A 14,182-nucleotide genomic window follows, 5' to 3' on the forward strand; every position below is an offset into this window, starting at 1 on the left:
AGCCATATTCTTTGTAGGACTTAAGTGCGTTTGGGTTTCTAACCCTTGAATTAAAAAGGGTAGTTAATACCAATTTGTAAAACCGAGTTAGCAAAATTATAGTCCCTGAACCATCTTTTTGAGATTTCTTCAGCGGGATTGTAAGTTTTAAAACCTAAATCTGCACGTAATACAAAATAAGTGAAATCGTATCGGAGTCCAAAACCGGTGCCTAAGGCAATATCTTCAAGTGATTTTAAGCTTGTAAAAGTAGCTTCTGGGTCTTCTACATTATCAAAAACGTTCCAAATATTTCCTGCATCGGCAAAAAAGGCACCTTTAAGGTTCCCTATTACAGGAAAACGATATTCTAGGTTGAGGCTTATTTTTAGGTTTGCTTCATTAAAGTCATTGATGGCGTCTGTACGTCCCGGTCCAAGTGAATAGGGAGACCAGGCCCTAATATCGTTAGCGCCGCCTGCAAAGTAACTACGAACAAACGGAATGTTATCTGAGTTTCCATAAGGAATGGCAATACCAAAAAAGCTTCTAAACGCCAAAACGTTGGTTCTTGAAGTGGCCCAGTATTTTACGTAGTCAAATTCTGTTTTAATATATTGGCTATAAGGAACGCTGAAAACCAATTCATCTTCATCGGCATCTGTGTTAAACGGGATTACTTTTGAAAGTAACGATAATGCATTACCGGCACTTTCTAGCTTAAATCGGAATTGGAAGAAATTATTATCTGTAAGACCTTTCCGATTGTTTAGGTTAAAGGTATAGTTACTGGCAAAGATTAGGTTGTCTTCGGTAAGACGCTCCCTTCTTTCTTCAATACGGCTTACGGTTTGGTATTCATCTGTAGTGCTGGGAACCGTTCTTGAAAGGATAGCTTCGGTAAAATTTGTAGTTCCTGTCGGAATACGAAGGCTAGGGTCTTCAGAGTCTTCAGTAGTTTCAAAATAACTTGTTAGCTCAGGATAGAGAACAGTATCATTATAGCTATCAAAATTATCGGCAACATCATCTAGCTGGCTGAAAGAGTTTCCATAGACATTAAAAAACCGATCTGGGTTCACATTTCTAACAAACTGAATATTTAGCAACTCAACATCATGCTTTATAAAATCAGAAGGAACCCAGTTATAACCTAAAACGGTATTGAAAGCCTGTTTGTCTAAACCTATATTTTTTTGGAAACTTGTACCAATAGAAATACGTGTTCTAGGTAAGGTATAGCTGGGTATGAATTTATTAGTGTTAATAAAGGGTAACCAGATTCTAGGTATATCCAAAGTAAGGTCCGCACCAAATTCTTGAATATTAAAAAACCGGTTATCTATTATACTTGGGTCATTAGATGAGCCAATGCTTAGTCTACCTGATAGATTTAAATTTTCAGCTCCGCCAAACAGATTTCTTGCTTGTAATGATGGACTTAATGCTAGTCCAAATTGTTGAATGTTAGAACGCGTAACTTCAAAAGATGTTCCTAGGGAATATTTTGGCCTGGCTGCCAAATAGATATTAGCATCCAAAGTAGCGGAACTGTCGTTAGGAGTTGATGTGATTGTAGGATATTTAAAAACACCCAAGTTGGTTATCTGTCTGTAGGTACGCGTACGATCTATATCTTTATAAATACTGTCTTTTTCATAAAACACGGCATTGGCCAAAGTCTTAGGTTTAAATCTTAATTTATTTCTATAATAGATGGTATAGTCTCCATAGCTAATAAATTTCTGTTCGCTATCGTCTTCATTGTATAGGAAATCTGTATAAATATTGATCTTGTCAAACCTGTACACCTTGTATTCAGAACTGGTTACTGCGCTATCTCCTCGTTTTTTGAAATCATCTATGTTCAGCTCAATGTTCATTTTTTGATCATTGGCCAGTTTGGTAGTATCCGTGGCGATGTCGTAAGAAATAGAGCTTTCTTGAAAATTATAAATACCCGAGTTTCTGAAAATATTACTCAAGCGCTCTCTTTCACTTGCAAATTTGGAAAGGTCAAATTGCTCTCCATCTTGAACAAATGCTTCGCTTTTATGAAGCGTGTAGATAGAATCTATGGCATTTGATGCTATTCTTTGTGATACCGAATCAATCATAAAAGGTTTGCCCAGATCTATTTTATAGGAAACAGAAGCTCTTCTTTTTTTTATTATGGTATCTATTTCATAGCTCGTGTTGTTATTAAAATAGCCTTTGCTGCCATAATAAGCACTCAGTCTTTCTAGAGTACGTTTTGTTTTTGTTGTATCTAGAGTAGATGGAGCTTCGCCAATTTTTTTAAGCCATTCACTAAGACCGCTCACCAGAAAAGATTCTCCAAGACGGTCAACTTGTTTTTTAGAAAGGAAGTTAATGAGTTTTCGTTCGCGTTTTTCATTTCGGTCTAACCAGGCGTTGTATGAAGAATCGGGATTCTTTTTAGCAAGGTTGTATAGATTTAGTCGCAATGGGTAGCCCAAAATTGTGGTATTGGGTTCTTGAACGATTAGGCTTTCTATGTCTTCGTTCTTTACTTCTGCACTATCCGCGTAGATGGTATTTTTTTTAAGCAAGAATTCATCTTCGCTAACCCGTTTAAGCGTGTTACACGAGTTGATTACCAGAACTACAAATAATAGGCTTATTTTAGCAGCGGTATTAATATAGCGTAACGTTTTGCCCATAGAGATCAAAAATACATTGATTTCATTTAAACTTTTTTATTTGAAGCTTAAAATATAAGTTTTTCTAAGGGGATGAGCCATTTTGTGTGATCCGGAGAGCTTATTTTTCCAATGTAAGTTGAATGATAGGGGTAAATTAACATTTTTGTACGAATAAAAATCATTGATAGAAGTATAGATTGCTATGGTTTCAAAAAATCAAATCAAACTTGTAAAAAGTCTACATCAAAAAAAGTACCGAAATCTTCATAATCTTTTCGTGGCAGAAGGAATAAAGGTTGTTCGGGAGCTAGTTAACTCTGATTTTAAGGTGAATACTATATTCAGTTCAGATGCGGAAATAAATTTAGGTACTACTGATATTATAGAGCATGTTAGCGAAGCCGAGCTCAAAAAAATGAGTGCGCTTACCGCGCCTAATAAAATTATAGGCGTGTTTGAGATTCCTGAAACCAGAAAGCCAAATTTTGATGGGTGGGTAGTTGTGTTAGATGATATTCGTGACCCGGGAAACCTAGGTACTATAATTAGGTTGTGTGATTGGTTTGGAATTGAACATTTGGTTTGTTCTTCCAATACGGTAGATTGTTATAATCCTAAAACACTACAAGCTACAATGGGCTCAATTTCACGAGTAAATATGGGTTATACAGATTTACAAACCTTTTTGAAGAATGCTCCAGTTTCAGTTTTTGGTGCTTTTATGGAAGGTGATGTAGTATATGGCGCAACGGTACCTAAAACCGGAATATTGGTGATGGGTAATGAGGCCAATGGCATTTCGGAAGAAGTAGAAGCTTTAGTGACTCAAAAAATTAGCATTCCACAGTTCGGGGAAAGTACAACTGAGAGCCTTAACGTGGCTACAGCTACCGCTATTTTGTTAAACGAAATTAGACGAAGCTAGATAGCTTTACTCAAAAGTAAAGTTAATGAAAAGCCCTCTGGTCTTCATCGACTCTATGTTTCCTGTCCATTGACTATTGGGGTCATTGTCTCGCACAATCTCGTCAGTCAATCCAAATACTCCACGAATAGAAGGAGTGAATTTGAAATACTCTAGATAGAAATCTATTCCAAATCCTAGCTCGTAATTGTAAGACCATTTATTCATTCTAAAAGTACCACTACTGTTATCGTCCAGACTCTTTTCGTTACTTCCAAGATTAAGAGAGGCAGATGGGCCGGCCACTAAAAAGGGTTTAAAATTACCGTAACGGCGTGTCCCTATTTTCAGCAAGATTGGAAAATTAATATAAGTAGATTTTACTTCAGTGATAGCATTTCTTTCCCCTTCTTCTGTGGCTTCAAAACCTGGGAAACCTAAAGTACGAGCGTTGTAATACAATCCAGGTTCAAAACGTACATCCAGAAATTCATTCAGACGTAGTTCGCCAATAAGACCTACATTAAAACCTGTAGATTCTAAAACTTGGATATCAGTATTTTGGTTGCCTTGGTCTTGCTTATAATCAAACTTAAAACCGTATCTGTTAAAGCCCAAAAAATAACCGTAGTTCAGTAATTTTTTATCCTTGTTCTCAATATTTAGAACGGGGTTTGGGTTAAATTGGGCATTGGCCGGTAGGGATAGGAATAAAATACCTCCCAAAAGCAAAAAAAATCTTTTCATTCAAAAAAATATTATCCGTTCGCTTTTTTTATTGAAAAATGTCGAACCGCTATTCTTATTAGCTTTATCGGCTGTGAAATTATTTAGTAGCAACATATATAGATGCAACCCCAAATGTTTGAGGCTTGTTCTCTACCTCTATAAACCCGATTTTACGTAAAATATTGTTGAAGGCATTTCCATGGGGGAAAACAGATGCCGATTCGCTTAAATACGTATAAGCAGATTTGTCTTTGGAAAATAGTTTTCCAATGGCAGGCAACATATATTTAATGTATAGATTATAGCCTTGTTTGAAAGGGGTTTTGGTAGGAACGGAAGTTTCAAGAACTACAAAAGTACCACCAGGGGCAAGAACTCTATATATTTCGTTAAGACCTTTCTCTAGTGTTTCAAAATTACGAACCCCAAAAGCAACGGTAATAGCATCAAAACTATTGGCTTCAAAAGGAAGGTTTTCACTATCTCCAACAACCATTTCAATCGTACTATCCAGCTTTTTGTGTGTTATTTTTTTCTTGCCAACCTCTAGCATTCCAGGAGAGATATCCAGACCTACTATTTTTTTAGCTCCGGTTTCCACTAGGTTTATAGCTAAATCGCCTGTACCAGTAGCGATATCTAATATGTTTTTAGGTTGTTGCGCAGTTAAAATGGCTACGACCCGTTTACGCCATTTAATATCAATACCAAAAGAAATAACCCTATTAAGGCCATCGTAATTTTCCGATATATTATCGAACATTTGGGTGACTTGGTCTTTTTTACCAAGCTCAGAATCTTTGTAGGGCGTAACCTTTTTAGCCATAGTGGGCAATTTTTTGGGCAAAGATACAATATCGTTTTAAGTAAACGTTTAAGCAAAGTGATGATTACATTGTAGAGGTAAAGTGCATTTTAGCTCCATTTTAAATAGTCAACCAAAATATTACGTAATTTTGCGCAGCAAAATATAAACTACGAAGTGGTTTTTACATTCATAGAGGGTTTATAAACTGCAGACCCGAACTAAGTTGCTAATACATGAAAATCATAATTGCAGGTGCTGGTGAAGTAGGTTTTCACTTGGCTAAACTGCTTTCTTACGAATCCCAGGATATTACGCTCATCGATACGAGAAAAGAGAGCTTGGCCTATGCCGATACTCACTTGGATATACGTGTGCTGCGTGGTGATGCGACTTCTATTTCTGTTCTAAGAGATGCCGATGTGCAAAATTCTAGATTGGTTATAGGTGTTACATCTTCAGAAACGACCAATATTACTTTATGTATGTTGGCTAAGCAGTTAGGATGTAAACGAACTATTGCGAGAATTTCAAATACTGAATTTATTGAGAGCCAGGAAGATATTAATTTTCCGGCACTTGGTATAGATGAATTGATATCTCCTGAGGAGTTGGCTGCGGCGGAAATTCAACTTCTCTTAAATAAGTCGGCTTTTAACGATACATACGAGTTTGAGGACGGAAAACTGATTATGGTAGGGGTATCTCTACCTGCTTCTGCTCCTTTTGTAGGTAAAATGGTAAAAGAAGCTGCAAAAGTATTTCCTGAGCTTAATTTTATGCCAATAGCCTTACAGCGAACCGGAACCCAATATACAGTAGTGCCTAGAGGTGATACCGTTTTCAAACACGGTGATCAGGTTTACTTTATTACAACAAAAGAAGGAGTAGAGCAACTGTATAAACTTACGGGAAAAAAGAAAGAATCTATTAGGAACGTAATGATTCTAGGAGGAAGTAAAGTCGGTTTTAAAGCTGCTAGAGATCTTTGTGCAAGTAAGTTTAACGTAAAGCTTATAGAAAAGGATAAGGAAAAAGCTTTTGATTTGGCAGATGATCTTCCAAACGCCCTAGTTATTAACGGGGATGGACGAAATGTTGAATTGTTAGAAGAGGAGAGCCTGGAGTCTATGGACGCTTTCATAGCCGTTACAGGAAACTCGGAGACAAATATTATGTCTTGTCTTGTAGCGAAATCAAAGCATATTAAGAAAACCATCGCTTTGGTTGAGAATATGGACTATTTTCAATTATCTCATTCCATAGGTATTGATACGTTGATAAATAAAAAACTACTTGCAGCGAATAATATCTTTAGACACATCCGTAAAGGAGAAGTTGTGGCATTAATGCGCTTGAATAACTTGAATGCGGAGATTCTGGAATTTATAGTTAAGCCCAACTCAAGGGTTACGGGTAGTGTTATTCGTGAGCTAAAATTTCCGAGAGCTGCCACCATAGGTGGAGTTATTCGTGGTGAAGAAGGGATCATTGCCTTAGGGGGCTTTGAAATAAAAGCAGGAGACCGCGTTGTGGTTTGTTGCTTGCCGGAAGCCATTCCTAAAATAGAACGATTGTTTCTTTAATGAAGTTAAACTCAAAAATAATATTTCATATCATGGGGCTGTTGTTGCTTTGCAACGGTGCCTTTATGCTATTGGCAACCTTGGTTAGTGGTATCTATAATGATGGTGCTACACTAAGTATTGCTCTCGCGGCAATTACAACTATGTTCGTAGGTACATTTGCCATGTTCTACACAAGAGGGCATAAAAAAGAAGTAAAGCGAAGAGAAGGATACATTATCGTAACTTTTGGCTGGTTGGTAATGTCCTTTTCTGGGATGTTGCCCTATCTGTTTTCAGGATCTATTCCTACGGTTACCAATGCTTTTTTTGAAACTGTTTCAGGATACACCACCACAGGAGCTTCTATCTTAGATGATATAGAGGTTATGCCCGAGGGTATACTTTTTTGGCGTAGTCTTACACATTGGATAGGAGGTATGGGTATTATTGTTTTGGCCATCGCTATTTTACCTTTGTTAGGTATTGGTGGTATGCAGTTGTTCGCTGCCGAAGCACCCGGTCCCAGTGCAGATAAGCTGCATCCAAGAATTACGGATACAGCCAAACGTCTTTGGTTGATATATGTGGGTTATACTTTGGCGGAAACCGTGCTTTTAAAATTAGCGGGGATGAGCTTTTTTGATGCCATAAACCATTCTTTGGCAACTTTGTCTACAGGTGGTTTTTCAACCAAGAATTTAAGTGTGGCCTACTGGAATGACCAACCGTTAATACAGTATATTATTATCTTGTTTATGTTTCTTGCCGGAAGCAATTTTGTACTTAGTTATTTTGCCTTTAAGGGCAAGGTACAACGGGTGCTTCAAGATGAGGAGTTTAGATACTACACCGGTTTTGTTGTGATATTTACTATTGTGGCTGCATTGGTAGTTTATTTAAAAGCGGAAGTGCCTATTAGCCATTATCATCCTATGGTATTTGGTAGCGGGGAAAGTGCTTTTAGACATACCTTGTTTCAGGTAATTTCGGTAATAACTACTACAGGTTTTGTTTCTGCGGATTTTACAAGTTGGACGCCTTTTATGACCGTTTTCTTTTTTGGGTTAATGTTTTTAGGAGGGTCGGCTGGTTCTACTTCAGGAGGAATTAAAGTAATGCGTCACGTTCTGATTATTAAAAACGGACTGTTGGAGTTTAAACGGACTTTACACCCTAATGCAATTATTCCCGTACGGTATAATAATAAGACCGTTAAAGAGCAAATTGTATATAATATCATTGCCTTTTTTGTGCTTTATATGCTACTTTTTATCATAGGGGCTTTAGTACTTGGTGCTATGGGTATCGATTTTGTAACCGCTATAGGTGGTTCAGCTTCTTCTTTGGGTAATGTAGGTCCTGCGTTTGGTGGGCTCTATCCCCTAAGCAATTTTAACGGTTTACCAGATGCTGCAAAATGGTGGTGTGGCTTTCTTATGCTAGCAGGTAGATTGGAGCTCTTTACCGTGCTTATTCTGCTTACTCCATATTTCTGGAAGCGTACTTAGTTAACATGTTTTCAAGATAGTTTTTTAAAATTAGACACGTATATTCCTGTTAGTTTGCTGCTCTATTTTTTGAAATAATTTTCTCCATTTGTACAAACATTCAAGCAGTTTGTCATTTTAATATACCTATTTATACATTATTCATTATTTCAAGTAGTTAAAATCTTACATTTATAAACTTTTGATATAAAGAGTAGTTTGTAAGTTACATGTGATTTCCTTTTCTTACAGACTCATTTTTCAACTTTCCCCTGACAAAATTGAGATGTATTTCATCTTATATTTTGAAGTTTATAGCAACAAGTTTTATTAATATAAAAGATGCTTATTATGGGAAAAAAAGTTTTAGATTCAAGTATTGAAAATGTAGTTGATTTGGAGGGAGAAATGACTCCTGAAGGGCTAGAGCAACAGGCTCAGTTTTTACCACTTTGGTACAGAAGTAGTGGTCTGTATATTAAAAAAAGTAAGTTCTATCCGGTATTTCCTAAAATACCGATAAAGTCAAAACCAACAGGCATGGAAAGTGCCATAGATTTGGATATTCTAAATGAAGAAGAACGGGCTAGTTTGCCAATTATACCCTTCTTTTCCTATGAAGAATTTAGACTGGATATTGATGGTCAGTTCCCATTAATGACTGCTAGCGGTTACTTAAGGTTTCCTGGGGTTCATTATGTGGCTAAATTGAGTAAATCCGGTAACGGGTATTTAGGGAAAATTTGGTTTAAGCATGGTAACGTGACTTCCTTTGGTTATAAATACTTGAAAATAGAACTTGTGAATTCTATTTTTCCTAAGAATAAAAAAGCTAAAGTAACTTTTTATGGAGGAGGGGCAACACAAAAAATATCGACATACAATTTTAGTAGTTCGTATTACAGAAAGATTGATTTTGAATTTGATTTTGAAGAAGGTGTGCAACCGGTATTGGATATTAATACACATGATCACCCGAACAGACCATCAGATTTAACCAATGAGAATTTAAGTTTACCAAAGGTGTATCAACGGGCTGGTTTCAATGTTTCTCGGTCTGGTGATGATGAGGTTCTTTCGTCATTAAAAGGCGCTAATGGTAAGTGGAGTAATATGGAAATGCACGATGCTATGCAGGCGTATTGGTCAAAATTTAGTGCTGCTCCTAAATGGGCTTTGTGGACTTTCTTTGCCAAACAACATGATATGGGGTCCGGTTTAGGGGGTATTATGTTCGATGATATAGGACCTAATCACAGACAGGGAACGGCAATTTTCTATGAATCGTTTATTAATGATGCACCGGCGGGAGATAGCAATCCGGCAGCCTTTGTTAAGCGTTCCAAGTTTTGGACAGCGGCTCACGAGATGGGTCATGCCTTTAATTTGGCACATTCATGGCAGAAAAATTATCCTGGTTTTGGCTCTTCTTGGATTCCATTAGTTAATAATCCGGAAGATCGTAGTTTCATGAATTACCCTTATAATGTAAGTGGAGGTCAAAATGCTTTTTATTCTGATTTCGATTTTAGATTTACAGATAATGAACTTTTGTTTTTGAGGCATGCACCTAACAATTTTGTGGAAATGGGTAATAGTGATTGGTTTGATAATCATGCTTTTGAAGATGAGCATATAGTTACAGATAACAGATTATCGCTAGAGATAAGCGTAGTTCAAGACAATCAGGTAGTGGAGTTTCTAGAGCCGGTCTATTTAGAGCTTAAATTGAGTAATTCTTCAGGAGCACCAATGGCAGTGAATAAGCATCTTTTAAATAACCTTAAAAACGTTATGGTTCTTATTCAAGGTCCTAATGGTAAGGTTTCAAAGGTTCGTAGTTTTGTAGAGTATCTATTGAATCAAAAGGAGCAGATACTTTTACCTAATGAGAGTATAACGCAAAAGCATTTTATTTCTGCAGGCCCAGATGGTTGGTATATAAAAGATAGCGGAAGCTATAAAATTACTGTTATGGTAGAAAGAGATAATCAGGTGTACGGTTCTAATAATGTTGATTTAGAGGTACTTTTACCTAAAACAACGGAAACTCAGTTGTTGGCAAATCAATATTTTACAGAAGAAGTTGCTCGTGTTCTATTTTTTAACGGTAGTCGTGTGCTTGAATCCGGTAATGATGCTTTACTGAAAGTTGTAGAAACTGTACCGGAGAGCAATGCTTCTATACATGCTGCAATGGCCTTGGCAATGCCTTATATGAAAGATTATAAGATGATGAGCTTTAAAGAAGATACACCGCAGGCTATGGTAAAAAGTGCTTCTCAAGAAAATGCAGGTTTTAAAACTCTTACGGCTGATCAGAAAAAAGCACAGTCTTTAATAGATATTGCAACCACTAGAACTGAGCAATTTGCTAAAACTTACGGGGCAGCATCTAGTAGTGAGCATCTAAATGAGATTATCAGTTTTATTAAGTCTAATGACAGCGGCAAAAAGGTAGATAAGATAGAAAAAGACCTCAATAAATATAGAGGTAACTAGTAGAAGGAAAATTTATATATGAAAAGGGAGGACGTTTAAATGTCCTCCCTTTTTACAATTAAGTATGATAACTTAAGGATATTATTTTAAAGCTTTCTCAATCCTAGAAATAGCTTCTCTAATTTCCTTTTCCGCTGCAGCGTAAGAAATACGAATACAGTTTCCATTTCCAAAAGCATCACCGGTAACAGTAGCTACGTTTGCATACTCTAAAAGGTATAAGGCAAAATCAGAAGCGTTGTTTATAGTAACGCCATTCAAGGTTTTTCCAAAATAAGCAGTTACATCAGGATATACATAAAAAGCACCATCTGGCTCATTACATTTAAATCCGTCTATAGCATTCAAAAGTTCAAGAATGATTGTTCTACGCTCTTTAAACTCGTCTACCATGTATTTTATGCGGTCTGGAGACTCAAGTAATGCGGTGATTACTGCACGTTGTGCTATACAGTTGGCACCACTAGTAACCTGTCCTTGTAATTTGTTACAAGCACGAGCTATATATGCTGGTCCACCAATATAGCCGATACGCCAACCGGTCATTGCAAATGCTTTCGCAACTCCGTTTACCGTAACGGTACGGTCAAACATATCGTCAAAAGCAGCCATAGAGGCGTGCTCGGTTACACCGTAGTTGATGTGTTCGTATATCTCATCACTAACCACAATAATCTGTGGGTATTTTTGTAAAACGTCTGCTAAAGCACGTAACTCCGCTTTGCTATAGATAGAGCCACTTGGGTTGCAAGGAGAGCTGTACCAAAGCATTTTAGTTTTTGGTGTAATTGCAGCTTCCAATTGCTCAGGAGTCATTTTAAAATCGCTTTCTAGGCTTGTAGCGACCTCTACAGGTACACCATCAGCCAGTTTAACGATATCACTATAGCTTACCCAGTAAGGACAAGGTAAAATAACTTCATCGCCTTCATTTAAAATAACTTGTGCGACATTGTATAGTGCTTGTTTTGCTCCAGTTGAAACTACAATTTGAGAAGGCTCATAACTGATGCCGTTATCTCTCTTAAATTTAGTAATAACAGCGGTCTTCAAATCTACGTATCCATCTACGGGTGTATATGAATTGTAATCTTCGTTAATCGCTTTTATTGCGGCTTCTTTAATATAATCAGGTGTGTTGAAATCTGGCTCACCCAAACTTAAACCGATAATGTCTTTTCCCGCTGCACGTAATTCTCGTGCCTTAGCAGCCATTTCCAAAGTAGCCGAAGGCGTAAGGCTGTTTATGCGGTCAGATAGTTGATTTTTTGTAGCAGTTGATGGTGTCATAATAAAGCTAAGGTTTGTACACTGAATAATTTAAATAAATAGTTGACAGTTATCTTAAACTATTCGTGTTAATAAAATTTCTTTAATTGCGTCTATTGTAGGTTCATGGTAGGTCTTTTACCAAGCTCCTTTAAATGTTTAAAGTGCGAAATTATAGCTTTTCGAGTAGTTTCATACTCGTTGTATGGCAAATTAAATTCTTTTGCTGTTTCTTTCACAATTTCTGCAATTTTTGTGTAATGTACATGGCTAATGTTAGGGAAAATATGATGCTCTACCTGGTGATTTAAACCACCTGTAAACCAATTTACTATCCTATTTTTAGTACCGAAATTTACCGTTGTAAATAATTGATGTATAGCCCAAGTATTTTTCATGGTGCCAGATGCATCAGGCAGTGGTGTATCGGCATCATCAACAATATGGGCTAATTGAAAGACCACACTTAAAATAACACCAGCTACATAGTGCATGATAAAGAAACCAATAAGAATCATCCACCAAGCCATATCAACAAAAATAAGGGGAAGAACAATCCAGATAGTTATGTATAGAATTTTTGTAATAACAAGGGTGCTCCAGTTTACTGCTGCACTTGGGAGTTTTCCATAGGCAAGTTTGCGTTTCATATAACGGTACATTTGTTGGAAATCTGTAGTAATGGCCCAGTTAAAAGTTAATAGGCCATAAAGTAAAACAGAATAAAAATGTTGAAATTTGTGATGCTTTTGCCATTCTGCATGTTTCGAAAAACGAAGAATACGACCTGCTTCCATGTCTTCGTCGTGCTCATGAATGTTGGTATACGTATGATGCAGTACGTTGTGCTGAACTTGCCAATTGTAGACATTCCCAGCTAAAATATAAATACTGCCGCCCATGATTTTGTTAACCCATTTCTTGTTGGAATAGGCGCCATGGTTACCATCATGCATAACATTCATACCTACGCCGGCCATACCAACACCCATAACAATAGTTAGGATAAGATTAGCCCAAATGGGAAGTCCTAAGGTTAGAATCAAAAAATAAGGTGTCAGGAAAAGGGCGAACATGATTACTGTTTTAACGTGCAAGCGCCAATTACCTGTTTTTTTTAATTTATTGTCTTTAAAATAGTCGTTTACACGCTTATTCAACGTCCTGAAGAATTGAGCAGAGTCCTTTCTGGAGAATCGTATTGTTTTTTGGTCCATATAAGTAGTATTATAAATAAATATCGAAGAAATGCACAGCTTTAAATGTCGAGAAAATGCTATTTCATCGATGAATATAGTAGTTTTGTAACTATACAAAGATACGCATGACTGCCGAATTAGTTTTTAAATATTTTCCCAATTTATCAGATCTTCAACAAAAACGCTTCATATTGCTAGAAGAGTTGTATAAAGACTGGAATCAAAAAATAAACGTGGTTTCTCGTAAAGATATAGATGAGCTTTATTTGAGACACGTTCTACATTCAACCGGAATAGCTAAGGTTCAGCAATTTAAAGATGGTTCTTCGGTTCTTGATGTAGGTACTGGTGGTGGTTTTCCAGGTATTCCTTTGGCTATATTATTTCCTGAGGTACAATTTACTTTAGTAGATTCTATTGGGAAAAAAATAAAGGTAGTTAAGGAGGTTGTTGAAGGCTTAGAGCTTGATAACGTGACTGCTATTAATGCCAGAGTGGAGGAAACCAAAGGTGAATATGATTTTATCGTAAGTAGGGCAGTTGCTGCAATGCCAACTTTTGTACACTGGGTGAAAGGAAAAATAAAGAAAGAATCACAACACGAGAGACGAAACGGAATTCTTTATCTAAAAGGAGGGGATTTGGCTGAGGAGCTTGAAGGATATAAGGCCATAGAAATGTATGACCTTACCGACTATTTTGATGATCCCTTCTTTGAAACTAAAAAGGTAGTATACTTACCTATGAAATTCAAGGGCTAAACTATAAGCTCAATAGTTGGTAATATGACCTTCTATATTTCTTTGCGTAAATTTTTAAATGCCCCCATACATGTATGATTAGACAGTCTGTAATCATTCGTGATTTACTGTATATTTTCTGCATATTCATAATTTTCCATTTTTTACAGTTGATACAAAGTACGTAATTAATACGTTTAATTTACAATTACTTAACGTTAAATTTACATTAAAAGTATTTTACTGCTGTTTATATTTATGTTTTGGGTTGAAAATGAGACTTCTAGACTGTTGAAATAGCCTTTAATTCGGCAAAAGTTAATAGTGAGAAACG

Annotated in this window: 10 protein-coding genes; 5 read left to right on the forward strand and 5 right to left on the reverse strand. The window is 36.6% G+C overall.

The features are described 5' to 3' along the window. Positions 1 to 50 precede the first annotated feature (50 nt). Positions 51 to 2,663: a translocation and assembly module lipoprotein TamL gene (gene tamL / locus IWB64_RS10425; protein ID WP_194533943.1), complete on the reverse strand. Its 2,613-nt coding sequence runs from the start codon at positions 2,661 to 2,663 to the stop codon at positions 51 to 53. Positions 2,664 to 2,847: 184 nt separating this feature from the next. Here tamL and IWB64_RS10430 point away from each other — a divergent pair, with 184 nt between their 5' ends. Then, on the forward strand, positions 2,848 to 3,570 hold the full coding sequence (locus IWB64_RS10430) for a TrmH family RNA methyltransferase (protein WP_194533944.1): 723 nt from the start codon (positions 2,848 to 2,850) through the stop codon (positions 3,568 to 3,570). A 6-nt stretch (positions 3,571 to 3,576) separates the two neighbouring features. Here IWB64_RS10430 and porT read toward each other — a convergent pair whose 3' ends face one another. Then, a complete protein-coding gene (gene porT / locus IWB64_RS10435; protein WP_194533945.1) occupies positions 3,577 to 4,296 on the reverse strand; it encodes a type IX secretion/gliding motility protein PorT/SprT in 720 nt (239 codons plus the stop codon). Positions 4,297 to 4,375: 79 nt separating this feature from the next. Beyond that, a complete protein-coding gene (gene ubiE, locus IWB64_RS10440; RefSeq protein WP_194533946.1) occupies positions 4,376 to 5,104 on the reverse strand; it encodes a bifunctional demethylmenaquinone methyltransferase/2-methoxy-6-polyprenyl-1,4-benzoquinol methylase UbiE in 729 nt (242 codons plus the stop codon). Between the two features lie 215 nt (positions 5,105 to 5,319). Between ubiE and trkA the strand changes: the two genes are divergently transcribed. The 3 genes from trkA to IWB64_RS10455 all read left to right on the forward strand — a co-directional run bounded on the left by trkA (position 5,320) and on the right by IWB64_RS10455 (position 10,640). Continuing rightward, positions 5,320 to 6,669 carry a Trk system potassium transporter TrkA gene (trkA, locus tag IWB64_RS10445; RefSeq protein ID WP_194533947.1) on the forward strand — a complete coding sequence of 450 codons (1,350 nt, stop codon included), beginning with the start codon at positions 5,320 to 5,322 and terminating at the stop codon, positions 6,667 to 6,669. Further along, positions 6,669 to 8,159: a TrkH family potassium uptake protein gene (locus tag IWB64_RS10450; RefSeq protein WP_194533948.1), complete on the forward strand. Its 1,491-nt coding sequence runs from the start codon at positions 6,669 to 6,671 to the stop codon at positions 8,157 to 8,159. The genes trkA and IWB64_RS10450 overlap by 1 nt, the downstream gene beginning before the upstream one ends. Before the next feature lie 330 nt (positions 8,160 to 8,489). Then, a complete protein-coding gene (locus tag IWB64_RS10455; protein WP_194533949.1) occupies positions 8,490 to 10,640 on the forward strand; it encodes a reprolysin-like metallopeptidase in 2,151 nt (716 codons plus the stop codon). Positions 10,641 to 10,721: 81 nt separating this feature from the next. Here IWB64_RS10455 and IWB64_RS10460 read toward each other — a convergent pair whose 3' ends face one another. After that, positions 10,722 to 11,930 (reverse strand): pyridoxal phosphate-dependent aminotransferase, encoded by a 1,209-nt coding sequence (locus IWB64_RS10460; RefSeq protein ID WP_194533950.1) that lies wholly within the window; start codon positions 11,928 to 11,930, stop codon positions 10,722 to 10,724. A gap of 92 nt (positions 11,931 to 12,022) precedes the next feature. Then, the gene (locus IWB64_RS10465) at positions 12,023 to 13,126 is read right to left on the reverse strand and encodes a fatty acid desaturase family protein (protein WP_194533951.1); all 1,104 of its coding nucleotides are present in this window, start codon (positions 13,124 to 13,126) and stop codon (positions 12,023 to 12,025) included. A 107-nt stretch (positions 13,127 to 13,233) separates the two neighbouring features. Here IWB64_RS10465 and rsmG point away from each other — a divergent pair, with 107 nt between their 5' ends. Next, positions 13,234 to 13,869: a 16S rRNA (guanine(527)-N(7))-methyltransferase RsmG gene (gene rsmG, locus IWB64_RS10470; RefSeq protein WP_194533952.1), complete on the forward strand. Its 636-nt coding sequence runs from the start codon at positions 13,234 to 13,236 to the stop codon at positions 13,867 to 13,869. Positions 13,870 to 14,182 lie beyond the last annotated feature (313 nt).

Source organism: Zobellia nedashkovskayae (assembly GCF_015330125.1).
GTDB classification, from domain to species: domain Bacteria; phylum Bacteroidota; class Bacteroidia; order Flavobacteriales; family Flavobacteriaceae; genus Zobellia; species Zobellia nedashkovskayae.